The organism is Polaribacter sp. ALD11 (assembly GCF_002831685.1).
Classification (GTDB): domain Bacteria; phylum Bacteroidota; class Bacteroidia; order Flavobacteriales; family Flavobacteriaceae; genus Polaribacter.
The window spans coordinates 2,240,422-2,266,056 of the sequence record NZ_CP025119.1 but is presented as its reverse complement, the minus strand read 5'-3'; the positions used below and the strand labels follow the sequence as shown (position 1 = coordinate 2,266,056).

21 protein-coding genes are annotated in these 25,635 nt (G+C 31.2%); 16 read left to right on the top strand and 5 right to left on the bottom strand.

The window, feature by feature from the left end:
- Positions 1–125 precede the first annotated feature (125 nt).
- From hppD to CW731_RS09900, 10 genes are all read left to right on the top strand, one after another.
- Positions 126–1,289 carry a 4-hydroxyphenylpyruvate dioxygenase gene (hppD, locus tag CW731_RS09945; protein WP_100946580.1) on the top strand — a complete coding sequence of 388 codons (1,164 nt, stop codon included), beginning with the start codon at positions 126–128 and terminating at the stop codon, positions 1,287–1,289.
- A 169-nt stretch (positions 1,290–1,458) separates the two neighbouring features.
- A complete protein-coding gene (locus CW731_RS09940) occupies positions 1,459–2,376 on the top strand; it encodes a tryptophan 2,3-dioxygenase family protein (RefSeq protein WP_100946579.1) in 918 nt (305 codons plus the stop codon).
- A gap of 159 nt (positions 2,377–2,535) precedes the next feature.
- Entirely contained in the window at positions 2,536–3,306 is a 771-nt protein-coding gene (locus CW731_RS09935) for a DUF3108 domain-containing protein (protein WP_100946578.1), read from the top strand.
- A 122-nt stretch (positions 3,307–3,428) separates the two neighbouring features.
- Positions 3,429–4,709 (top strand): peptidoglycan DD-metalloendopeptidase family protein, encoded by a 1,281-nt coding sequence (locus CW731_RS09930; protein WP_100946577.1) that lies wholly within the window; start codon positions 3,429–3,431, stop codon positions 4,707–4,709.
- A 4-nt stretch (positions 4,710–4,713) separates the two neighbouring features.
- Positions 4,714–6,279 (top strand): glucose-6-phosphate isomerase, encoded by a 1,566-nt coding sequence (gene pgi, locus CW731_RS09925; protein ID WP_100946576.1) that lies wholly within the window; start codon positions 4,714–4,716, stop codon positions 6,277–6,279.
- A 221-nt stretch (positions 6,280–6,500) separates the two neighbouring features.
- Positions 6,501–9,038, top strand: coding sequence for a TonB-dependent receptor (locus CW731_RS09920; protein ID WP_100946575.1), 2,538 nt, complete (start codon positions 6,501–6,503; stop codon positions 9,036–9,038).
- Positions 9,039–9,049: 11 nt separating this feature from the next.
- Positions 9,050–10,156, top strand: coding sequence for a hypothetical protein (locus tag CW731_RS09915; RefSeq protein ID WP_100946574.1), 1,107 nt, complete (start codon positions 9,050–9,052; stop codon positions 10,154–10,156).
- A 102-nt stretch (positions 10,157–10,258) separates the two neighbouring features.
- Positions 10,259–10,681, top strand: a complete 423-nt coding sequence (locus CW731_RS09910) for a hypothetical protein (RefSeq protein WP_100946573.1) — start codon at positions 10,259–10,261, stop codon at positions 10,679–10,681.
- Between the two features lie 92 nt (positions 10,682–10,773).
- A complete protein-coding gene (locus CW731_RS09905) occupies positions 10,774–11,502 on the top strand; it encodes a 1-acyl-sn-glycerol-3-phosphate acyltransferase (RefSeq protein WP_100946572.1) in 729 nt (242 codons plus the stop codon).
- Positions 11,503–11,508: 6 nt separating this feature from the next.
- Positions 11,509–12,489: an acyl-ACP desaturase gene (locus tag CW731_RS09900; RefSeq protein WP_100946571.1), complete on the top strand. Its 981-nt coding sequence runs from the start codon at positions 11,509–11,511 to the stop codon at positions 12,487–12,489.
- A gap of 175 nt (positions 12,490–12,664) precedes the next feature.
- Here the strand turns inward: CW731_RS09900 and CW731_RS09895 are convergent, their stop codons facing one another.
- Both CW731_RS09895 and CW731_RS09890 read right to left on the bottom strand, forming a co-directional pair.
- On the bottom strand, positions 12,665–13,180 hold the full coding sequence (locus CW731_RS09895) for a GNAT family N-acetyltransferase (RefSeq protein ID WP_100947677.1): 516 nt from the start codon (positions 13,178–13,180) through the stop codon (positions 12,665–12,667).
- Positions 13,173–13,979, bottom strand: coding sequence for an amidohydrolase (locus CW731_RS09890; protein ID WP_100947676.1), 807 nt, complete (start codon positions 13,977–13,979; stop codon positions 13,173–13,175). The genes CW731_RS09895 and CW731_RS09890 overlap by 8 nt, the downstream gene beginning before the upstream one ends.
- 79 nt (positions 13,980–14,058) lie before the next feature.
- On the opposite strand from CW731_RS09890, the gene CW731_RS09885 reads away from it, so the two are divergent.
- The 4 genes from CW731_RS09885 (at position 14,059) to CW731_RS09870 (ending at position 19,726) form a co-directional block, all read left to right on the top strand.
- Positions 14,059–16,812 (top strand): PD-(D/E)XK nuclease family protein, encoded by a 2,754-nt coding sequence (locus tag CW731_RS09885; RefSeq protein ID WP_100947675.1) that lies wholly within the window; start codon positions 14,059–14,061, stop codon positions 16,810–16,812.
- A 149-nt stretch (positions 16,813–16,961) separates the two neighbouring features.
- Positions 16,962–18,293: an MATE family efflux transporter gene (locus tag CW731_RS09880; protein WP_100946570.1), complete on the top strand. Its 1,332-nt coding sequence runs from the start codon at positions 16,962–16,964 to the stop codon at positions 18,291–18,293.
- A gap of 103 nt (positions 18,294–18,396) precedes the next feature.
- On the top strand, positions 18,397–19,164 hold the full coding sequence (locus tag CW731_RS09875; RefSeq protein ID WP_100946569.1) for an enoyl-CoA hydratase/isomerase family protein: 768 nt from the start codon (positions 18,397–18,399) through the stop codon (positions 19,162–19,164).
- A gap of 4 nt (positions 19,165–19,168) precedes the next feature.
- Positions 19,169–19,726 carry an MOSC domain-containing protein gene (locus CW731_RS09870; protein ID WP_100946568.1) on the top strand — a complete coding sequence of 186 codons (558 nt, stop codon included), beginning with the start codon at positions 19,169–19,171 and terminating at the stop codon, positions 19,724–19,726.
- A 4-nt stretch (positions 19,727–19,730) separates the two neighbouring features.
- Here CW731_RS09870 and CW731_RS09865 read toward each other — a convergent pair whose 3' ends face one another.
- Entirely contained in the window at positions 19,731–20,876 is a 1,146-nt protein-coding gene (locus tag CW731_RS09865; protein ID WP_100946567.1) for a DNA polymerase III subunit delta', read from the bottom strand.
- Between the two features lie 172 nt (positions 20,877–21,048).
- Here CW731_RS09865 and pgk point away from each other — a divergent pair, with 172 nt between their 5' ends.
- Together pgk and CW731_RS09855 are read left to right on the top strand one after the other, a co-directional pair.
- Complete coding sequence (gene pgk / locus CW731_RS09860) at positions 21,049–22,236, top strand: phosphoglycerate kinase (protein ID WP_100946566.1); 1,188 nt, start codon at positions 21,049–21,051, stop codon at positions 22,234–22,236.
- A gap of 141 nt (positions 22,237–22,377) precedes the next feature.
- Positions 22,378–23,418: an aldo/keto reductase gene (locus tag CW731_RS09855; RefSeq protein ID WP_100946565.1), complete on the top strand. Its 1,041-nt coding sequence runs from the start codon at positions 22,378–22,380 to the stop codon at positions 23,416–23,418.
- A 102-nt stretch (positions 23,419–23,520) separates the two neighbouring features.
- Here the strand turns inward: CW731_RS09855 and CW731_RS09850 are convergent, their stop codons facing one another.
- Together CW731_RS09850 and CW731_RS09845 are read right to left on the bottom strand one after the other, a co-directional pair.
- Positions 23,521–23,835 carry a DUF6370 family protein gene (locus tag CW731_RS09850; protein ID WP_100946564.1) on the bottom strand — a complete coding sequence of 105 codons (315 nt, stop codon included), beginning with the start codon at positions 23,833–23,835 and terminating at the stop codon, positions 23,521–23,523.
- A 65-nt stretch (positions 23,836–23,900) separates the two neighbouring features.
- Positions 23,901–25,586: a glutamine--tRNA ligase/YqeY domain fusion protein gene (locus CW731_RS09845; protein WP_100946563.1), complete on the bottom strand. Its 1,686-nt coding sequence runs from the start codon at positions 25,584–25,586 to the stop codon at positions 23,901–23,903.
- Positions 25,587–25,635 lie beyond the last annotated feature (49 nt).

Here is a 25,635-nt window from a genome sequence, read left to right as displayed (position 1 = left end):
AATGCTACAATCAGGGCTAAGTTTGTTTGAAAAAGTACTGCTTTCATTAGAGAGAAGTAGCTAATTTAAAAACGAAAAGACCTCACAGGTTTTTAAAACCTGTGAGGTCTAAAAAATAAAAGACAATGAGTAAAAAAGAAATAAAATCAGTAGAATACGGTTTAGAAAAAATATTTGAAGGAGCACAAGATTTCCTTCCATTACTTGGTACAGATTACGTAGAATTTTACGTTGGTAACGCAAAACAAGCAGCACATTTCTATAAAACAGCATTCGGATTTCAATCACACGCATATCGCGGTTTAGAAACGGGTTCTAAAGATTCAGTGAGTTATGTCTTAACGCAAGACAAGATAAAGTTGATGTTAACAACTCCGTTAAATAGCAAATCGCCAATAAACGATCATATTGTAAAACATGGCGATGGTGTAAAAATTGTAGCACTTTGGGTAGAAGATGCTAGAAAAGCTTATGAAGAAACAACTTCTAGAGGTGCAAAATCGTACATGGAACCAACTGTAGAGACAGATGAGCACGGTGAAGTTGTAAGAGCAGGAATTTATACCTACGGAGAAACAGTACACATGTTCGTAGAGCGTAAAAACTACAACGGAGCATTTTTACCAGGTTTCCAAAAGTGGGAATCAGAATACAACCCGCCAAGTGCAGGTTTAAAATACATAGACCACATGGTTGGTAATGTAGGCTGGAATCAAATGGACGTTTGGGTAAAATGGTACGAAGATGTTATGGGCTTTGAAAACTTCTTATCGTTTGATGACAAACAAATTCACACCGAATATTCTGCATTAATGAGTAAGGTAATGTCTAACGGAAACGGTAGAATTAAGTTTCCAATAAACGAGCCAGCAAAAGCTGCAAAGCGTTCTCAAATTGAAGAATATTTAGATTTTTATGAAGGAGCAGGAGTGCAACACATAGCAGTTGCAACCGACGATATTATTAAAACTGTAAGTCAATTAAAAGCAAACGGCGTAGAGTTTTTATCAACGCCTCCAGAAGAATATTACAGATCAGTACCTGGAAGATTACAAGAATTTAGTCACGAATTAGGTGAAGATATCGAAAAGTTAATGGCTTTAGGTATTATGATAGATGCAGATGAAGAAGGGTATTTATTGCAAATTTTCACAAAACCAATAGAAGACAGACCAACCTTGTTTTTCGAAATAATTCAAAGAATGGGAGCCAAAGGTTTTGGAGCAGGAAACTTTAAAGCATTGTTTGAATCTATAGAAAGAGAACAAGAAAAAAGAGGAACGCTTTAGAAAGAAAAGATAAAAAAGAGACAAGAAAAAAGAACCAAGAGACAAGACTTAAAACTTTTGAATCTTGGTTTTTTTTATTCAACAAATAAAACGTTCTTAATTCAGCAAATAAATTAGATTTTTAAAAAAAGTCTTGTTTATTTGTTCTAATATCTTAATTCTAAAAAACATGAACAAAGACGAAATTTTAAAAGCAATTGAAGAAAAATACGATAAATTAGGTGTTCCTGTAGATTCTATGTTAGAAGGTTTACTTTGGAGTACACCAATTACGTACTGGGATTATATTCAGACAGACGCACTTTTAGGGTTGCAAACACCAAGAACAACACAACCAGATGAAATGGTTTTTATCATGTACCATCAAGTAAATGAGCTGTTGTTTAAAATGATTCTGTGGGAAATAGACCAAGTTGCAAAAACTACAGAAGTTTCTGTAGATAAATTCTCGATGCATTTAGGTAGAATTAGCAGATATTTCGATATGTTGTGCAGTTCTTTTTCTGTAATGGCAGACGGTATGGAGAAAGAGCAATATCTTAAATTTAGAAACACGTTAACCCCTGCAAGTGGTTTTCAAAGTGCACAATACAGAAAAATTGAATTTGCTTCTACAGAATTAATCAATTTAATTGATGCACGTTTTAGAAAAGATATCGATAGAAATTCGTCTTTTAAAAACGCATACAATCATTTATATTGGCAAGCTGCAGGTAAAAATTATACCACTGGTCAGAAATCAACATTGTTAAATCTTTTTGAAGAAAAATATTTAGGAGAATTTATTCATTTTATGGAAGATTATAATGATATTAATCTTTCAAAGAAATTTAAGGAATTGCCAAAAGAGGTGCAACAAAACGAAGATTTAATTAAAGCAATGCGTCACTACGATTATACTGTAAATGTAAAATGGGTAATGGCACATTACAATGCTGCAGGTAAATATTTAGGCGGAAAAGAGAAAGATTTAGAGGCAACTGGCGGAAGTAGCTGGCGAAAATACATGCACCCAAAATACCAGCGAAGAATCTTTTACCCGTATTTATGGAGCGAAGAAGAGTTAAAGAATTGGGGAACATTTTAAGTAAAAATAATTTATTAATTTACTCATAGACATTACAGATGAAATGCTTATTCTTAAAAAAAAAGAAACTTAAAGGAATCGTTTACATAATGTTAGTAAATAATTTTTTTTCTTTTTTGGAACGGTAATTGTCAATACTTTTTTATAAGTTTGAGAATTATGAAAAAATATATCTTAATAACATTTACACTCGTTTTATCTATAACTGCTTTTGCACAAGAAAAGACAACAGCCTTTAAGAGTGGCGAGTGGTTGCGCTATAAAATGAGTTACAGTGGTTTTTTAAGAGCTGGAACTGCGATTTTAGAAGTTAAAGAAACCGATTTACATGGCAAAAAAGTGTTTCATACAAAAGGTTCTGGTTGGACTTCTGGTATGATAAAATGGTTTTTTAAAGTAGACGATGTTTATGAAAGTTATTTTGATAAAGGCAATGTAAAACCCTATGTTTTTAAGAGAAAAATTGATGAAGGTGGTTATAAAAAACATAGAATAACCAATTTCGATTACAATTCAAAAAAAGCATATATTCAAGATTTTATAGAGCAGACAGATACTACGGTTGCATTTACTAACATTCAAGACATGCTTTCTTCCTTTTACTATTTAAGAAATCAAGATGTAAAAAAGATGAAAAAAGGTGATGAAATAGCGATTGATATGTTTATGGATTCTCAAGTATATCCTTTTAAACTTCGTTTTTTAGGAAGAGAAGTTTTAAAAACAAAATTCGGAAAAGTAAACTCTTTAATATTTAGACCCTTAGTGCAATCTGGTAGAATTTTTAAAGCACAAGAAAGTGTAACTATTTGGATTACAGATGATGCAAATAAAATACCAATTAAAATGAAAGCAGATTTATCTGTAGGTTCTTTAAGAGCAGAATTAGAAGCTTATAAAGGTTTAGCTAATAACTTTAAAAAGAGTTAACTAGGTTTTTAGGTAAATTATTAAAACTTTAACGAAACCGTTCTAGCAACTTCCTTGTTTAGATTTAAAATAAATCAATTTTATTTGTACTTTTGAGGGTTAAATTTAATCACTCCCATTTTTTGAAAAAAGTAATCTACCTCTTATTAGTGCTTTTCGCGTTTTCTGCTTGCAAAAACGATGAGAAAATTAAAGAACCAACTCTAAAGCCAAAACCGGAACCAAAACCGGTTTATAAATACGGTTTTAAAATAGCCGATTATAAAGTTGTTTTAGATACAATAAAAAGTGGAGAAAGTTTTGGTGTTATTTTAGATAGACATCATGTTGGTTACCCTAAAATTAATGAAATTGCAGGCTCAATAAAAGATGTTTTTGATGTTCGAAGAGTAAGAGCAGGTAAACCTTACATGATTTTATCTAGTAAAGATTCTTTAGAGGAAGCCAAAGTTTTTATATACAAAAATGATAAAATTAGAGCAACGGTTGTTAATTTTAAAGATTCGATAATTGAAGCTTATTCTTATCTTCAACCTATAAAAACAGTAGAAAGAATTGTAGAAGGAGAAATTTATTCAAACCTTTCTAATGCAATGGATAGTTTGCATTTGTCCCCAAACATAACGTATGCTGTTGCAGATATTTATGCTTGGACGTTAGATTTTTATAAACTTCAAAAAGGAGATTCTTTTAAACTTATTTTCGAAGAAAAATTTATAAACGATAGTCTTTTTGCTGGTTATGGCGATATTAAATCTGCTGTTTTTAAGCATAATAATCAAGATTTGTATGCTTTTCGATTTGTTGCAGATTCTATAAATGGTATTGCAGAGTATTATGATGAAAAAGGAAATATGTTAAGAAGTCAGTTCTTAAAAAGCCCTATAAAATTTCAGTATAGAATATCATCTAGGTATAATTTAAAAAGAAGAATTGCTTATTATGGTAATAGAATAAAACCTCATAAAGGAACAGATTTTGCAGCTAATATAGGTACACCAATTATAGCAACTGCAAGTGGAACTGTTGTTGAATCTACAAGAAGAGGTGGTAATGGTAAGTTTGTGAAAATTAAACATAATAGTACATATTCTACACAATATTTACATATGAAAACGCGTAAAGTAAAAAAAGGACAATACGTAAAACAAGGAGATGTAATTGGTTTGGTAGGAATGACAGGTAATAGTGGTGGGCCACATGTTTGTTACCGTTTTTGGAAACATGGTAAACAAGTAGATCCATTAAGCCCTAAAACAAAATTACCAGAAGCAGAACCTTTAAAGGAAAGCTTAAAACCAAGATTTTTAGAGTTTATGTATCTTCTAAAAAATCAATTAGATAAAAATATACCACAAATAAAAGAACCTACAGTAATTACAGAAGTAATAGCTCAAAATTAATCAAATGGCTTTAAAAAACATCAATCCAACCAAAACACAAGCTTGGGAAAAACTTACAGATCACTTTAATAAAAATAAAGAGATTCGTATTAAAGATTTGTGTAAAGACATAAATAGACAAGAAAATTTTTCTTTAGAACTAGGTGATTTATCAGTAGATTTTTCAAAAAATAGAATTACCGAAGAAACTATTTCTTTGTTGGTGGAATTGGCAAAAGAAGTTGATTTAAAAGATGCTGTAGAAAAACAATTTTCTGGTGAAGTAATTAACGTTACTGAAGGTAGAGAGGTTTTACACACCGCTTTAAGAAGTACTTCAGATGAACCTGTTTTAGTTGATGGGAAAAACATAAAACCACAAATACAGGCAGCTTTAAGAAAAATAAGAAGCTTTAGTAATAAAGTTATTTCTGGAAAGTGGAAAGGATATACAGGTAAATCTATTACAGATGTTGTAAACATTGGTATTGGAGGTTCAGATTTAGGTCCAGATATGGTGGTAGAGTCTCTTCAGTATTATAAAAATCAATTAACTACACATTTTGTATCTAATGTAGATGGAGACCATGTTTCTGAAATAATGAAGAAACTAAATCCGGAAACTACATTGTTTATAATTGTATCTAAAACATTTACAACGCAAGAAACCATTACAAATGCAGAAACGCTTAAAAACTGGTTTTTAAAATCTGCTACAATTTTTGATATTCCGAAACACTTTGTGGCGGTTTCTACAAATTTAGAAGCAGTAGATAATTTCGGGGTAGATAAAGCAAACGTTTTTCCTATGTGGAACTGGGTTGGTGGTCGTTTTTCTTTGTGGTCTGCAGTTGGTTTGTCTATTAGTTTATCTGTAGGTTTCGATAATTACAGAGCTTTATTAGATGGTGCAGAAGAAATGGATTTGCATTATAGAAACGCCGATTTAGATAAGAATATTCCTGTAATTTTAGCTTTACTAAGTGTTTGGTATAATAACTTTTACGGTGCAGAAACAGAGGCAGTTTTACCTTACACACAATATTTGAAAAAACTACCAGATTATTTACAACAAGCAATTATGGAAAGTAATGGTAAAGGTGTAGATAGAAATGGGGATAAAATAGATTATCAAACAGGTACTATCGTTTGGGGAAGTACAGGTACAAATATGCAGCACGCATTTATGCAATTGGTACATCAAGGAACAAAATTAATTCCTGCAGATTTTATTGGTTATAAAGAGTCGTTATACGGTTTAACAGATCATCATAAGAAATTAATGGCAAATTATTACGGTCAAATTGAAGCCTTAGCTTTTGGTAAAACAAAAGAAGAAGTGCATTTAGAGTTAAAATTTGCTGGTAATGAAAATAAAATAGCAAAACTACTACCGTTTAAAGTTTTTGAAGGAAATAGACCAAGTAATTCTATTGTTTTTAACAAACTTACGCCACGTTCTCTAGGTAAGTTAATTGCATTATATGAACATAAAATTTATACTCAAGGAATTTTATGGAATATTTATAGTTACGATCAGTTCGGAGTAGAATTAGGGAAAGAATTGGCGAAAAAAATATTGAATAAGTAGTGATTTGTAGGTTTGGAAATTAAATTGCTAAATTTTTAATTGAATATTGATGTTTTGTTAACAATTTTGTTAACATGTAAGTTGTTGGTATATAGGTTTTAGTGTTTGTTTTGTTTAAATTGAACGTTCTTAATTTTTTGTTAAACCTTAACATTAAATTAACTTTAGAACTCTGTAAAAGGAAGAATTTTGCAGAACATTTAATAACATAAAATTAAACAATGAAAAATTTTAAAAACTTATTATTTGTAGCTCTGTTTTTTGTAACAGCTACAGTTTTAGGACAAACTAAAATTACTGGTACGATTGTCGATGAAACCAATCAACCATTACCAGGAGCAAGTGTTCTAGTAAAAGGAACAACAAACGGAACATCAACAGACTTTAACGGTAAATTCTCTTTACAGGTAAAATCTAATTCAGGTGTTTTAGTAGTATCTTTTATCGGTTACAAACAAAATGAAGTTGCTTTTTCTTCTTCAAAAAACAATTTAACAATTCAATTATTAGAAGATGCAGGAGCGTTAGATGAGATTGTAGTCGTTTCAACATCATTCGCAATTGATAGAAAAACTCCAGTAGCTGTTTCTACTATCAAAGCGGCAGAAATTGAATTAAAATTAGGGTCTCAAGAGTTTCCTGAAATCTTAAAATCAACTCCAGGTGTATATGCTACCAAAGCAGGTGGGGGTTACGGAGATGGTAGAATTAACTTACGTGGTTTTAACTCAGAAAATGTAGCTGTACTTATTAATGGGGTTCCTATTAATGATATGGAAAACGGTAGAGTTTATTGGTCTAATTGGGCTGGTTTAGGAGATGTTACTTCTGCTATGCAAGTACAAAGAGGTTTAGGAGCATCTAAAGTTGCCGTGCCTTCTGTTGGTGGAACAATAAACATTATAACCAAAACAACAGATATTGAAGCTGGTGGAAACATTAAAACTAGTCTAGGTAATGATGGTTATAAAAAATTCGGATTTACATATTCTACAGGGTTAAATGACAATGGAGTTGCTGTTACTGTTTCTGCCGCTAAAACAGACGGAGAAGGTTATGTAGATGGTACATCTTTTACAGGGTTTAACTATTTTTTAAATGTTTCGAAAGAATTTAATGATAATCATAAATTATCATTAACAGCATTTGGTTCTAAACAACGTCATGGTCAAAGACAAAATAGACACCTTATCAAAACTTTTAGAGATAGTGAAAGAGGTAGAAAATATAATTCTGATTGGGGTTATAAGCAAGGTCAAGTAACAAGTGCAGAAGATAACTTTTATAATAAACCTCAAGTATCTTTAAATCATTATTGGAACCTTAGTGAGAAAACATTTATTTCTACTGCTGCATACGTATCTGTTGGTTCAGGTGGTGGTGGTGGTACAGCAGGTGCTAGAAAATTTGGTTATGACAATAGTGATTATAGAATTGGACCATTAGGAACAATTAATTTTGATAAGATTGTTGAAGAAAACATTGCAAATGGTGTAGCTGGTTCAGAATCTGCTTTAAGAGCTTCAAGAAATGACCATAAATGGTACGGGATACTTTCTACCTTAAAAACAGATTTATCTGACGAGTTAACTCTTTTAGCTGGTTTAGATTACAGAAATTATAAAGGAATTCACTTTACAGAAGTTACAGATTTATTAGGAGGTCAATACTTTGCAGATGGTGCAAATGTTAACAATCCAAATAATAAAGCTCAAGTTGGAGATAAAATATTTTATGATAACGACGGAAAAGTTAATTGGTTAGGAGCATTTACTCAATTAGAATATGCAAAAGATAATTTATCAGGATTCTTATCTGTATCATTATCTAATACTTCATACCAAAGGGTAGACCGTTTTTTATATTTAGATTCAGATCCTTTACAAACATCAGACAAGTATGACTTTTTTGGTTTCGGAACAAAAGGTGGAGCTAACTATAACTTCAATGACAATCATGGTGTATTTGTAAACTTAGGATATTTTGAAAAAGCACCTTACTTTAACTCAGTTTTTGCAAACAGAAATAACAAAGATGTTAATGATGATGCAAGAAATCAAAAAATTACAAGTTACGAATTAGGATATACGTACAGAAGTGAAAAACTAACTGCAAACGTTAACTTATACAGAACAAACTGGAAAGATAGAACAGAAGTTGCTCGTTTTCAATTACAAAGTGGAGAAACAGCTTTTGCTAATATTTTAGGGGTTGGAGCTCTTCACCAAGGAATTGAATTAGACTTCCGTTATAAAACAACAGATAAATTAACCTTTACAGGTATGTTATCTTTAGGAGACTGGAGATGGGGTAACAATGTTGAGGGTGTTCAAATTTACGATGAGGCAAATAACTTAGTTGATACTGTTAATTTATATATTGAAGATTTACACGTTGGAGATGCAGCGCAAACAACTGCAGCATTAGGATTAAATTACAAAATATCTCCTGAGACAACATTTACTTTAGATTATAACTATTTTGCAGATTTATATGCAGAATTTGACCCAAGTGATAGAGGTACACCAGGATCTACTGAAGCATGGAAAGTGCCAGCATACAGTTTATTCGATACAGCAATTAGACACAAATTTAAATTAGGTAGCTTCGATACGACACTTACTGCAAGGTTAAACAATGTATTTGATGTAAAATATATTTCAGATGCTAACGACAGAGGTAACTCTACAGCAATGGACGCTTTAGTTTATTATGGTGTTGGTAGAACATTTAATGTTGGAGCAAAAATTAATTTTTAAAAAATAATAAAATGAAAAAAATAATTTATTTATTCGCCATTTTAGTTGTGACTTTTTCAAGTTGTAACCCATTAGAAGACATTCATAACGAAATTGATGCAATACCAGATGCGCCAAACGTAGGTAGTTTTGAGTATGCTTTAGAGGAAGATGATTATGCTGCTTTAGCCTTAAACTTTGGAAGCTTTAGCAACCTTGAGGATGCAAAGACAATGTTACCAGATTTCTTAGTATCTAAGTTTTCACTATACGGGGAAGGTACAGATGTTAAAACTACATTTAAATTATATTCTCCAAAAAGAGATGAAAAAAGTTTAAAAGTTTATACAGTGAGTTCTGCAGATTATACTGCAGGTGGTCATTCTTATGGGAATTTTGATAGTTATAGTGATATAACTACGTTCTTAGACACTAAATACTCAGATGCACCTAACAGAATGTTAGTTTCATTAACATACAAATACTATAACGGAACTAACTTAACATTAGAAAATGGTTTCATTAAAGTTGATGGTAATTGGGAAATGTCTACAGGTATTACAGATGATGAGTATACTGCAATGGGTGAAGGTAGAGCTCAGTTTTCAAATGAAAATGAAGCTTTAGAGAAAATACCTGTATTTTTAAATGATAGATTTAAGTATGAAAATAAAAAATCAGGAGATATTGAAGGTATAATGTATAAGCTATATGTTAATGATACCCAAGATATTGATGGAGATGATGATACGGATGAAAGAACAGTATACCGTTTTGTAGCTTTCTTTATTTATGACGGTGCAAATTGGTCTAAATATAATAATGTTATAAATGAAACGGTGCAGTTTGCACATGATGGAACCACATTTGTACCAGATAACACAATTAAATATACTTTTACGGCTGCAGACTACGAATTGGTAGGTAACGGTAAATATGGTAATTTTGATGTTAGAGCAGGTAAAGATGAAGAACTAGAATCTGTGCGTTTAGAAAAAGTAAATACAGTTTTATTAAATAACTTTCCTAATGTAGAAGAAGGACAAAAATTTGCAACTTCATTTAATATTTATGATGGCGCAAATGCGGTTTGGACTTTATTTGTAGTAAAGTCAGGAAATGAATATGTTAAACAATAAGTTATTGACATTATATTAATTTTTAAAACCACCTCAACTGAGGTGGTTTTTTTATGCATAAAAATTAGTAACTTTGTAAGAACTAAAAAACCAACTATTATGATGAAAGATGTACACTCTTATTGGGCGTATTTAGTACTTGCTATATTAATATTCGCAGTAGTAAATGCAATTATTGGCTTAACTCAAAAAAAACAATTTACAGACAAAGATTTACGTATTGGCTTGTTTGCGCTAATTGTGTCTCATATACAATTATTAATAGGTTTAGGTTGGTATTTTATGTCGCCTTGGTATGAAGCTTTAAAAGCAGATGCGGGTGCAGTTATGAAAGAAAAATCGGTAAGATTGTTAGCTGTAGAACACCCAATAATGATGATTTTGGCTATTGTCTTTATAACAATAGGTTGGTCTAAGCACAAGAAGAAAACAGAAGATGCTGCAAAATTTAAAACATTTGTAGTCTTTTACGGAATAGGATTGTTATTAATTCTTTCAAGAATTCCTTGGAGTAACTGGTTTTAGTAAATATAAATAGTAACTTTTTATTTCTAAATATTAGAAGTAACTAGAAGGTTTTCTAAAGATATACTTTAAACTCATAAAGAACGCACACAGTGAAAATTCTAAGTTATATAATATCACCAATTTTTATATTGGCATTTTTCTTAATCTTAATCATATTTCACCCACTGCAATGGTTAAGTTTTAATTTATTTGGACAAAGTGCACACGGCAAAATGGTAGATGCGTTAAACTTTTGTTTGGTAAAATCGATGTTAATTCTTGGTGTTTCAGTACGGTTAATAAATAAACATAAAATACCAGAAGATGCGTCTGTCGTATTTGTTTCAAACCATCAATCTACATTCGATGTTGCTCCCTTAGGATGGTTTTTTAGAAAACAGTATCCTAAATTTGTAGCAAAAGTAGAATTAGGTAAAGGAATACCAAGTGTTTCTTTTAACTTAAAACATGGTGGTGCAGCACTTATCAATAGAAAAGACCCAAAGCAAGCAATTACAGCTTTAGTGGAATTTTCTAAACGAATTAAAGAGAAAAAATGGGGAGCAATTATTTTTCCGGAAGGAACAAGAAGTAGAGACGGGGAACCTAAAAAATTCGCTTCAAACGGATTAAAAATAATAACAAAGTACAATAAAGAAGGTTATATCGTACCTTTAACAATTAATAATTCGTGGAAAGTTTTTAAATACGGTAAATTTCCGTTAGGTTTAGGAAGCCCAATTACAATTATAACACACGAACCAATTAAAATTAACTCTTTACCTTTTGAAGAGTTATTAGAAAAAACAGAAAAAGTTATTAAAGAACATATAAAATAGAAACTTATGTCTATATATAATATCAGAAAAGAAGTAATGTTAACGCTAGAAAAAAGTATGGACCGTTTTATGGACAAGTACTTAATTCCTGCAGAGAAAATTTGGCAACCAACAGATTTTCTTCCAAATTCTCAAAAAGATTCTTTTATTACAGAAGTAGAAGAAATTAGAGAATTATCTAAAGAACTGCATGACGATTTTTGGGTGGTTTTAGTAGGAGATACAATTACGGAAGAAGCTTTACCAACCTATGAATCTTGGTTATTAGATTTAGATGGTGTAAGCCAAGACCCAGATAATGGTTGGGCAAGATGGGTAAGAACTTGGACGGCAGAAGAAAACAGACATGGAGACGTTTTAAATAAATATTTGTATTTATCTGGTCGTGTAAACATGCGTGAAGTAGAAATTACAACACAGCATTTAATTTCAGATGGTTTCGATATTGGTACATCAACAGATCCATACAAAAACTTTGTCTACACAAGTTTTCAAGAATTAGCAACCTATGTTTCTCATAACAATGTAGCAAAAATTGCACGTAAAAAAGGACATAAAGCATTGGCGAAAATGTCTAAAATTATTGCAGGAGATGAAATGCGTCATCACCAAGCATATACAGAGTTTGTAAGAGAAATTTTTAAGATAGATCCTAGTGAAATGATGTTGGCTTTTCAACACATGATGAAACACAAAATTGTAATGCCAGCATTACACTTAAGAGAATCGTATGCTGCAAAAGGTACCTTGTTTGACGATTTTTCATCAGTAGCACAAAGAATAGGTGTATATACAGGTTTCGATTATGTAGACATAATAAAGAAACTAAATGCAGCTTGGGAAATAGATAAAATTACCAATCTTACACCAGAAGCAGAAAAAGCAAGAGATTATTTAATGAAACTTCCAGACAGAATGTACAGAATTACAGAAAGAATTGTAATTCCAGACACAAAGTTTAATTTTAAATGGATGTTACCAGCTTAAATAGTTTTTGGGTATAGAAGCTATTTCCTGCTTTCCGTTATATCTTTTTGTGAAAAACAAAAAGGATGTCACTTCAATCAGGGCTAAACTTGTTTGCTAGCTTATATAGAGATAAGCGATAGCTATAAATTTTAAAAACCTTTCTGTTCCTAAATTTTTGGAACGGAAAGGTTTTCTAGTTTTTATCTAAGTCTATTTCAAAAAGACACACAGGTGCTTTTTTATAATGCTCTGGTAAATTAGATGTGTCTTTTAAATTAAAGATACCTAAAAAATTAAAACCTGCATTTTTATAATGCTCAATAAGTTTATGGTTTTCACCCAAAGTATCTAGTCTAATAAATTGAATCCCCTTTTTTTGAGCAAATCCTTTTGCCCATTTAACAATTTTATAAATATAATTATTACCTCTAAAACTAGGGTTCGTAGCAATTCTATGAATGTATACTGCGCTGTCCTTATTCTTTTCTCCCCAAATTTGTTCATCAGAAAAAGTAATTGCCCAAATACAAGCAACTTCATCATTAATTAAAAATTTAAACTGTCTCTTTTCTAGAATTTCTTTGGCAACCATTTCTCTATCAAAATCTGGCCAAACAACTACCGTTTTCTTTTCTTTCTGATAATTAGAAGCTACCTTGTAAAGTTTAAAGACTTCATCAATATCAGTAATTTTAACCTTTCTAATCATTATTTTCAATTTTAAACGAATCTCTATCATTTAGAAATCCAAGTTTATTTCTTGTTTGTTTTAGTTCCTCTTTAGACAAACTAGCAGAAATAAATCCTACTTCATTTTTATCTAAATTAGAAAGTTCTTCCCCTAAATAATCAATAATTAAAGAATTTCCAGAATACTCATAGTTATTAAAATCTGTTCCTGTTCTATTTACGCCCACTACATAACTCATGTTTTCAATTGCTCGTGCTTTTAAAAGCGTATCCCAAGCTTTTACTCTTGCAATTGGCCAATTAGCCATAAAAATAAGAAGATCGTAGTTTTCTGTATTTCTAGCCCAAACAGGAAAACGCAAATCGTAACAAATTAACGGACATATTTTCCATCCTCTGTATTCGATTAATAGTTTTTCAGCACCAGAAGTATACACTTTGTCTTCATTAGCCAACGTAAAAGAATGTCTTTTATTATAGGTTTCTATTTCTCCGGTTGGATGTACAAAAACCAAACGATTGTAAAATTTGTCTCCTTGAACGCTGTCGAAAGGTTCTTTTATTACCAAACTGCCACAAATAGCAGTCTGTTTTTCTTTGGCTATTCTTTGCATCCAGGCAACAGACAAGCCATCCATTTCTTCAGCAATTTTTTCTGGGTTCATTGTAAAACCTGTGGTAAACATTTCTGGGAGTACAATTAAATCTACCTCATTTTCTAAAGTCTTTATTTTCGACTCGAAAAAGGCAATGTTTTGGGCAGGATTTTCCCAAACCAAAGCAGCCTGAATTCCAATTATTTTCAATTCGTCTTTCATTAAAATTAATTTTAAAGATGTAACAAGTATAAAAGTAAGTTTTTGTAATTTAGAAAACCAATTGAATACCAAAAAAACGATGCAATCCTTTATTTCAGAAACTTTAGATGCTATTTTAAAAACGACTAAATCTTTTGAAGATGTGGTGTTTATAATGCCTTCTCAAAGAGCCAAAGTATTTTTAAAGCAAACATTAAAAGATAAAATAGCGGTCGGTTTTTTACCAGAAACGATAAATATAGAGCAGTTTGTGCAGCAAGTTTCTGGTATTGAAAAAGCAGATAGCATTCAATTGTTGTTTCACTTTTATACGATTTATAAAAATTTAGAAAAAGAACCAGACTCTTTTGACACTTTTTCTTCTTGGGCATTTACGGTGTTGCAAGATTTTAATGAAATAGACCAGCATCTAGTAGATACAAATGAAATTTTTATTTACATAAGAGATATCGAGCGTTTAAGAAAATGGTCTGTAACGGGTACGTTTAAGGAAACCGAGTTTATGAAAGACCATTATTCTTTCTTAGAAAAGTTGAATAATTTTTATCCGCCTTTATATCAGTTTTTATTAGAGAGAAAGATTGGTTACCAGGGTTTAATGTATCGAGAAGCATGTAAGAATATAGCAGGTTATATTGAAGAAAATAGCCATAAAAAGTTTTTTTTTATCGGTTTTAATGCCTTGAATAAAGCAGAAGAGTTTTTGTTCCAGAAAGTATTAGAAACAGAGCATTCAGATATTTATTGGGATTTGGATGAGGCATTTTTTAAATCAAATCATCAAGCAGGTACATTCATAAGAAAATATAAAAGAGAGTGGAAATATTACGAAAAAAATCCTTTAAAAACATTAAGTAATTATTTTTCTACGCTAAAAAATATTGAAGTAATTGGTGCTTCTAAAAATACGACCCAAATAAAATACGCAGGAGAAATTTTAGAGAAATTTACCGATTTTAAGAATACGGCACTTATTCTAGCAGATGAAACGTTATTACCAATTACGTTAAATTCGTTGCCAAAAAACATCAATGCAATCAATATAACTATGGGATATCCTTTAAAAGATATTCCTACTACAAGCTTGTTATTCTCTATTTTTCAATTGTTTGTATCGCAAGAAAAGCTGCAAAAAACGATTGTGAATGAATTTTATCATAAAGATGTTGTTCGGTTTTTAAAACATCAATCTGTTTATAAATTATTATCTAAAGACAAGAACTCTTTGGTAGATAGTTTTACGGAAGAAATTGGAAAAGAAAATCATATTTTTATCAGTAAAACACAAATAGAAACTATTTTAAAAGATACAGATGTACAAGTAAGAGACACAATCTCTTCAATCTTTAGTTCTTATACAACGATTAACGAGTTTTTAGATAGAATTTTAAACCTAATCAACCTTTTAAAAGAAGATGTAACAGATTTAGAAAAAGAATACTTGTTTCGTTTTTATACCGCTTTTACACAGTTAAAAACACTGCAAACAGAATATGAATATTTTACAGATTTAAAAACATTGTCCTTGTTTTTTAAACAATTAATTTCTTCAGAAACCTTGTCTTTTCAAGGGCAAGCATTAAGAGGTTTGCAATTAATGGGAATGTTAGAAACTCGTGTTTTAGATTTTGAGAATATAATTTTAACATCTACGAATGAAGGTGTTTTACCTGCAAGTTCACAACAGAATACATTTATTCCTTTTGATGTGAAAATAGCTTTTGGTTTGCCAACGTATAGAGAAAAAGATGCGATTTTTTCGTATCACTTTTTTAGATTATTACAAAGAGCAAAAAACATTTTCATACTTTATAATACAGAACATGATGTTTTTGGAAGTGGAGAAAAAAGCCGTTTTGTAACACAATTAGAAATGATGCGAGGAGATATTGTTCAGAAAAACATATCGCCAAAAGTAATTTCTAACAAGAAAGAATTAAAAGATATTAGTAAGAATGAAGCTACTTTTGAGCGTTTGAAAGAATTGGCAGAAAAAGGAATTTCACCCTCTGCTTTAACCAACTATCTGCACAATCCTGTTTCGTTTTACAAACAGAAAATTTTAAAGATTAAAGAGTTTGATGATGTTGAAGAAACCGTTGCTTTTAATACTTTGGGTACTGTGGTTCATGAAGTTTTAGACGAATTATACACCCCTTTTGTAAATGCCTTTTTATCTGTAGAAATTATTACTAAAATGGAAAAAGAAGCCAAAGATTTAGTGGTAAAACATTTTGAATTGCAGTTTAAAAACGGAGACATATCTAAAGGAAAAAATCGTTTAATTTTTGAAGTTGCAAACAGATTTGTTTCAAACTTTTTGTCTAAAGAAAAAGAATTGCTAAAAGATGAAAACAATAAACTAAAAATTATTGCAACAGAAGAAAATCTATCCGCAGAAATAGAAATTGAAGGAATCGATTTTCCTATAAAATTGCATGGTCAAGTAGATCGAGTAGATGAGTTAAATGGTGTTTTAAGAATTATAGATTATAAAACAGGCATGGTAACGGGTACGAATTTACGGGTTCCAGAACTTGAAAACTTGCGAGATGAGAAGCACCTAAAAGCGATTCAGGTTTTATTATATGCATACTTATATACAAAAAGTAAAAACTATAATTTTTCTCAACCTTTAGAAGCCGGAATTTATTCGTTTAAAAACTTAAACAGTGGTTTCTTACCAATTGATTTTGCACTGCCTAGAAAAAAGGCAGCAACAAATATTACACAAGAAAAACTAGACGAGTTTATAGAAGAAATTAAGAGTTATGTAAAAGAAATTTACAATCTAGAAATCGATTTTATTGAGCCTGCAGATCTAAGGTATTAAGAGTTATTTACCCTTTAAAACCAATAAAGGCATGTTGGAATATAACGCTGCTTTTAAATTTTTTAACCACCTTAATTAGTTAATTTTAAGAGAATTTTTTTCTTTTTTACATTTTTTAGATATGTATCTTTGCAAAAAGGATATTTTTTTTGAGCACAAATATTAGTTTTAAGAACATTAATAAGTTAGCAATTCCTGCTTTAATTGCTGGTATTGCAGAGCCCGTTTTGTCTATTACAGACACCGCCATTATTGGTAATATAGATAGTAATGCAACAGAAAGCTTAGCAGCAGTTGGTATTGTGGGTGCTTTTATTTCTATGTTAATTTGGGTTTTTGGTCAAATAAGAAGTGCTATTTCGTCTATTGTCTCTCAATATGTAGGGGCAAACAAATTAGATGAAGTTAAAGAATTACCTGCACAAGCAATTGCAATTGTAGTTCTTGGTAGCTTATTGGTTTTGGCAATTTCTTATCCGTTTTCTAGACAAATTTTTGAATTTTATAATGCTTCTGGTCAAATTTTAGAATATTGTATTACCTATTTTAATATTCGAATTTTTGGCTTTCCGTTTGCACTTTTTGTATTTGCCGTTTTCGGAACCTTTAGAGGATTACAAAACACTTATTATCCGATGATAATTGCCATAATTGGTGCATCTTTAAACATTGTCTTAGATATAATTTTAGTATACGGAATCGAAGGGTATATTCCTGCAATGCATATAGAAGGAGCTGCGTATGCAAGTGTAATTGCACAGATAACAATGGCGGTTATTTCTTTGTTTTTATTATTGAAGAAAACGTCTATTTCGTTAAAAATAAGTTTTCCTTTTCATGCAGAAATTCCGAGGTTACTAAATATGATTTCAAATCTTTTTGTAAGAACGATTGCTTTAAATGTGGCGCTGTATTTAGCAACTTCTTATGCTACAGATTATGGAAAAGAGTACATTGCAGCATACACAATAAGTTTAAATATTTGGTTTTTAGGCGCTTTTATGATAGATGGATACTCAAGTGCAGGAAATATTTTATCTGGTAAATTATTAGGTGCAAAAGATTATAAATCTTTGATACAATTAAGTAATAAACTACTTAAATACGGATTTATAATGGGACTCATAATGGGGTTGATTGGTTTATTTTTTTACAATTCCATTGGAAGAATATTTACGAAAGAAGAATTAGTTCTAGAACAATTTTATACTGTTTTTTGGATTGTTCTAATCACACAACCTATAAATGCAATTACCTTTATTTTTGATGGAATGTTTAAAGGAATGGGAAAAATGAAATATTTAAGAAACCTTTTAATCTTTGCAACAGGTCTGGTTTTTATTCCCACTTTATTAATATTTGATTATTTTGATTTTAAATTAATTGCCATTTGGATTGCCTTTACACTTTGGATTATTGCAAGAGGCTTACCGTTGGTTTTTAAATTTCGAAGTACTTTTTTGCCACTTGCAGAAGAATAAAACCTAACGAACGTCACCTCGAACAGAGTCGTGAGATTAAAAATAACTATCCACAAAGCTAGAGCTTACATTTATTATTATACTTTTACTTAAAATTCAGTTTATGACCACAATAAGACAAAACGGAAGTTTATATACCAATATTCAAAATAAAATTGCAACTATAGAATTTGGACATCCTGCAAGTAATTCTTTTCCTAGTGAATTATTAGACAGGTTAACCAAAGAATTAATTTCTGTAGGAAAAAATGATGAAGTTTCTTTAATTATTTTAAAATCTGAAGGAGAAAAGGCTTTTTGTGCTGGTGCTTCTTTTGATGAATTGGTTGCAGTTTCAACCCTAGAGGAAGGAAAACAATTTTTTGCTGGTTTTGCAAATGTAATTAATGCTATGAGAACTTGTGGTAAATTAATTATTGGTAGAATTCAAGGAAAAACTGTTGGCGGTGGCGTTGGTTTGGCAGCAGCTTGTGATTACGTTTTAGCAACAGAAAATGCGTCTATAAAATTGTCTGAATTTACCATAGGAATTGGACCATTTGTAATTGAACCAGCGGTTTCTAGAAAAATAGGTATTTCTGGAACTGCAGAATTAACGCTAGATGCAACAAGCTGGAAAAATGCCTATTGGGCAAAAGAAAAAGGTTTGTATGCCAAGGTTTTTGAGTCTACAAGTGAGTTAGATAAAGAAATAGATATTATGGCAACTAAGTTAGCCTCTTACAATCCTGTTGCTCTAATAGAAATGAAAAAAGTATTGTGGAAAGGAACAGAAAATTGGAATAATTTATTAGCAGAAAGAGCTGCTGTTTCTGGTGAATTAGTCTTATCTGAATTTACCAAAAAAGCATTATTAAAATTTAAAAAATAGCCTTGTGAAAATCATTTCAACAAATATAGGGGAACGAAAAGAAGTTGATTGGAAGGGAACTTTAGTTACAACTGGTATTTTTAAATATTCAGTTGAAAGATCTGTTTTTTTAGATCTAGAAGATGTAAAAGGAGATGTTATTTGTAATAGAGTAGATCACGGAGGAATTCTACAAGCAGTTTATGGTTATTCACTAAAACATTATGAATATTGGAAATCTGTGTACCCTAATTTAGATTTTGAAATGGGCATCTTTGGAGAAAACTTAACCATTGATGATTTAGATGAAACAAAAATTTATCAAGGAGATACTTTTAAAGTTGGTGAAACTATTTTAGAAGCTACAAAGCCAAGAAACCCTTGTTTAAAATTAGGTGTTCGTTTTAACGACATGAAGATTGTTAAAAAATTCTGGAATACAACCTTTTGTGGTGTATATTTTAAAGTTTTACAAACGGGTTTAGTTAGATCTGGAGATGAATTCGTTCAAATTAAATCTTGCCCAGAAAACCCAACAATTGCAGATTTGTATCTTGCCGAAAGAATTGTAAAAGGAATTTAGTTTACTAAGAAACTGTTTCCTCCTTTTTATGTAAAAAACGAGTTAATTTCATAGAAAGGTCTAACAAAATAATTTTAGCGTTTCCATTTCTTTCAATGTGAAACATGGCATCATTTAATTCTTTTTCGATGTCTAAAATATTACCAGAATGTACAAAAGGAGCAAATTTAGAAAGATCGAAACCCGTTTTAGTTTCCATAAAAACCAAGTTATCACTTTTGTAATTTAATAACAAAGCTTGTCTAAAAAATTGCAAACAATACTCTAAAAAACGTTTCTGAGTTTCTCGTCCGGTTTTTGCAATTGTTTCAGACCATTCTATTAATTGTTGTACAACAGAGGCATTTCCTTTGGCTCTAAAAGCAGTTCTAATCCAAGCGATAAACCATTCTTCAAAAACTAAATCAGAAGAATCGTTGTGCAATAAATGCACTGCTTTGTTATAATTTCCTTCTGCCTGATGTGCTATTTTAACTGCTTCATTTTCAGAACAATTTTCTCTTTCAATCAAAGCATTTGCAATATTATTTTCACTTAAAACAGGAAAATGCAAAGCTTGGCAACGAGATTTTATGGTATTTATAATATGTTCTTCATTCTCTGTAATTAAAATAAATACCGTTTTATTTGGTGGCTCTTCAATTAGTTTTAAAAGTTTATTAGCAGCAGCAATGTTCATTTTTTCTGCCATCCAAATAATCATCACTTTAAAACCACCTTCGTAAGATTTTAATTGTAATTTTTTAACAACTGCTTCTGCCTCATCAACGCCAATATTACCTTGTTTATTTTCTACGCCAATAAATTGTAACCAATTAAACAAGCTTCCATACGGTTGGTTTTTAACAAAATCGCGCCAATCTTCTAGAAACAAATTACTTACTGCATGTTTTTTTACAGCATCATTTGTAGTTACAGGAAAAGCAAAATGTAAATCAGGATGTTGTAATTTATCACACTTTATATTACAAGCCGCTGCATTATTCGAAGAATTGCAAAGTAAAAATTGTGCATATGCAATTGCCATTGGTAAGGTACCACTTCCTTCTTTACCAACAAATAGTTGAGCATGAGGAATTCGACCATTTTCAGCAGAAACCTGCAGATGGTTTTTTATGTGTTCTTGGCCTATAATTTGGTTGAAAAGCATCTACAAATATAAAATTTGTTCTTCAGAAATTCATCAATTTTAGAAAGCAATCTTTCAATTTATAAAAATGTGATAATAATAAAGGAGAACTACGCAAACGTTAACTTAATTTTTCAGGTTTCGATTTCTATACATCTAAAGAATTAGGTATTTTTGTTGAAAACAAGACATAATGAAAACACTAAAAGATTTTAATTTCGAAAATAAAAAAGCAATCATTCGCGTAGATTTTAATGTGCCTTTAAATGATAAATTTGAAGTAACAGATAATACTAGAATTCAGGCTGCAAAATCTACAATTATAGCTATTTTAGAACAAGGAGGAAGTTGTGTTTTAATGTCTCATTTAGGTCGTCCAAAAGGATTTCAAGAAGAATTTTCTTTAAGACATATTGTAAAATCTGTGGTAGATGTTATTGGCTGCAATGTAAAATTTGTTGAAGATTGTATTGGTGATAAAGTTGAAGAAGCAGTTGCTAACTTAGAAGCAGGAGAAATTTTATTATTAGAAAATCTTCGTTATTATGAAGAAGAAACAAAAGGAGATGTTGCTTTTGCAGAGAAATTATCGAAATTTGGAGATATTTATGTGAATGATGCCTTTGGTACTGCTCACAGAGCACATGCATCAACAACAATAATTGCGCAGTTTTTTGAAGGAAAAAAATGCTTCGGAAATTTACTAGCAAGAGAAATAGAAAGTATAGATAAAGTATTAAATAATTCTGAAAAACCAGTTTTGGCAATTTTAGGAGGTGCAAAAGTATCGTCTAAAATTACCGTCATTGAAAATATTTTAGACAAAGTAGATCACTTGATTATTGGTGGTGGAATGAGTTTCACTTTCATAAAGGCACAAGGAGGAACTGTAGGTAATTCTATTTGTGAAGATGATAAAATGGAATTGGCACTTGCTATTTTAAAGCAAGCAAAAGCAAAAGGGGTTGAAGTTCATATTCCTGTTGATGTAATTGCTGCAGACGATTTTTCTAACGATGCAAATACACAAATTATAGACATTACTAAAATTCCTGATGGATGGCAGGGTTTAGATGCTGGCCCAAAATCTAGAGAAATTTTTGATACGGTTGTAAACAAATGTAAAACGATTCTATGGAACGGGCCTTTAGGTGTTTTTGAAATGGAATCTTTTGCTGGTGGAACAATTGCTTTAGGACATTCAATAGACAAAGCAACCAAAAACGGAGCGTTTTCTTTAGTTGGTGGTGGAGATTCTGTTGCAGCTGTAAAGCAATTTGGTTTTGCAGACAAAGTAAGTTATGTTTCTACTGGTGGTGGTGCTATGTTAGAAATGTTAGAAGGAAAAACCTTACCAGGTATTGAAGCTATTTTGAAATAAAAGGTAAATAATATTTAATTTAAAAAGCGTGTAATTTTATAATTATACGCTTTTTGCTTTTGAGACGAATAAGTTTTAAATTCGTTGTCAGGTTTTAATTAATTATACGATTAAATTAATAAACGTACAGGTATTTATAAGATGAAATATACAAAACTAGGAAATACAGAGATTAAAGTTTCTAAAATTTGTTTAGGAACCATGACTTGGGGAAAACAAAATACTCAAGAAGAAGCTTTTGAACAAATGGATTATGCTTTAGAACAAGGTGTCAATTTTTTTGATACCGCAGAATTATACCCTGTTCCTGCAACTCCTGAATTATATGCAGACACAGAAATAATTATTGGAAACTGGTTTCAAAAAACAGGAAATAGAGACAAAGTAGTTTTAGCAACTAAAATTGCTGGTGGTGGCGATTATACAAAACATATTAGAACTGGCGGCTTCAATAGAAAAAACATCACAGAAGCCATAGAAGCAAGTTTAAAAAGGTTGCAAACAGATTATATAGATTTGTACCAATTGCATTGGCCAGATCGTGGTGTAAATTGTTTTGGTACTAGAGATTATCCGTATAAAACAGCCTCAAAAGAGGCCGAAAATCATTTAGAGATTTTAGAAACACTAAACGATTTTGTGAAAAAAGGGACTATTAAAGCATTCGGACTTTCAAATGAAACTCCTTGGGGAACCATGAAATATTTAGAAACAGCCAGAGCACACAATTTAGTAAGACCCGTTACGATTCAAAATTCATATTCTCTAATTCATAGAGCGTATGAAATAGGAATGTCTGAGGTTTCTATGAGAGAAGACATTGGTTTGTTAGCATATTCGCCTTTAGCGCAAGGTGTTTTGTCTGGTAAATATTTAGACGGTAAGAAGCCAGAAGGTGCGAGAGGAACCTTGTTTCCGCGTTTTACGGCACGTTATATGGGTGTTAGTTCTCTAGAGGCTGTAAAAAGATATGAAGCAATTGCAAAGAAAAACGGACTTACCTTATCTGAAATGTCTTTGGCGTTCATCAATCAATTGCCATTTGTAACTAGTACTATTATTGGAGCAACAAAAATGAGCCAGTTAAAAGAAAATATCAATTCTATAAATATTGAGTTGTCTGAAGAAACCTTAAAAGAAATTGAAGCAGTACATTCAGATATTCCAAATCCTGCGCCTTAATTTAATCAGCAGTTTTTAGTATTCAGTTGTCAGTATAAAAAAATCCGAAGTAAATATTTTACTTCGGATTTTTTTTTATTTTGATTCTTGTATATAAAATATTTACTCTAAATCGTCTACCAACTTTATAGAAGTCGCTTTAAAACGTCCGTTTTCTACAACACCAGAAACTGCTGCTTTTCTAACTACTTCGCAAAAACCTGTGTGTTCATCATGGGCATCACCAAAATCATCAATATTAAAACCATCTACAAAATAGGCTTTATCATCTATACGAACTGCTAAATCGCAACCATTTTGACTGTCTAACTCAAACTGACATTGACCACAAGAAACTTCTGCAACTTGCGTAACTTCTTTTTTGTTTGAACAAGAAAGTGTAAAGATAAGGATTGATAAAAAAAGTAATTTTTTCATAATTTGTAATTGTTTATAAATATTATATTTTCAATAACACAGCAGTAAGACTGATAATTACCTACTTATTTGCCACCCCAAGAATCTCTTAATCCAACAATTTTATTAAAAATTAAATTGTCTGTAGTGGTATCATCATCAACATTAAAATATCCCATACGTTGAAACTGAAAACGTTCTCCAATTTTTGCTGTTTGTAAACTTGGTTCTACAAAAGCGGTAATCACTTCCAAAGAATCAGGATTTATAAACTCCATAAAATCTTTATCTTTATGAGAGTCTGGCGCTTCATCTAAAAACAATCTGTCATAAGCTCTAACCTCTGCTTTTACAGCATGTTTTATAGAAACCCAATGCAAAGTACCCTTTACTTTACGCTTGCTTTCTTCTGTATCCATTCCAGATTTTGTCAATGGATCATACGTACAATGAATAACGGTAATTTCTCCATTTTCATCTTTTTCACAACTAGTAGCTGTAATAAAATAAGCATTTTTTAAACGGACTTCTTTTCCTAATTTTAAACGGAAGAACTTCTTGTTCGCTTCTTCTCTAAAATCTTCACGTTCTATGTAAATCTCTCTAGAAAAAGGAACCTCTCTAGTTCCAAAACCATCTTCATAATCATTATACTCAGCCGTTAGAAATTCTTCTTTTCCTTCAGGATAATTATCAATAATTACTTTCACAGGATCTAAAACTCCCATCACTCTTTTAGCTGTTTTATTTAAATCCTCACGAATTTTAAACTCTAAAAGTGCCACATCAATTATATTTTCACGTTTAGAAACACCAACCGTTTCCACAAAACTTTTAATAGATTCTGGTGTATAACCACGTCTACGTAAACCAGAAATTGTTGGCATTCTTGGATCGTCCCAACCATTAACAATTCCATTTTCAACCAACGTCAACAATTTACGTTTACTCATAATTGTATAACTCAAATTCAAACGAGAAAACTCACGTTGTTTTGGTGCATTCGGGTATTCAGATCTACTATAATCAACAACATTATCACGAAACCAATTGTACAATTCTCTGTGAGGTTTAAACTCTAAAGAACACAAAGAATGTGAAATTTGCTCAATATAATCACTCTCACCATGCGTCCAATCGTACATCGGATAAATACACCAATCATCACCAGTTCTATGGTGTGTTTTAAACATAACTCTGTACATTAAAGGATCACGCAGTAACATATTTGGGTTCTCCATATCAATCTTAGCACGCAAAGTATGTTCACCTTCCTTAAATTTTCCGTCTTTCATTCCTTGGAACAATTCCAAGTTTTCTGCCACAGAACGCGTTCTAAAAGGACTATTTGTACCAACCTTCGTTGGCGTACCTTTTTGCGCTCTCATTTCTTCCGAAGATTGAGAATCTACATACGCTTTTCCATCTTTTATCAACAAAACTGCCCAATCGAACAATTGCTGAAAATAGTCTGAAGAATAACATTCATTTGCCCAAGAATAGCCCAACCAAGAAATATCTTTCTTAATAGCGTCTACATACTCTTGTTCTTCTTTTGCAGGATTTGTATCGTCAAAACGCAAATTTACAGGCGCATTATACGTCTCACCCAAACCGAAACTAATTCCGATTGCTTTGGTGTGACCAATATGCAAATACCCATTTGGTTCTGGCGGAAAACGGAAACGTAAGTTTTCTTTTGGCATTCCGTTTGCTAAATCCTCTTCAATAATATGCTCTAAAAAATTGAGCGATTTTTTCTCTTCAGACATCGTTTTATTTGAAAAAATTAGAACACAAAATTACATAAAATACTTCATT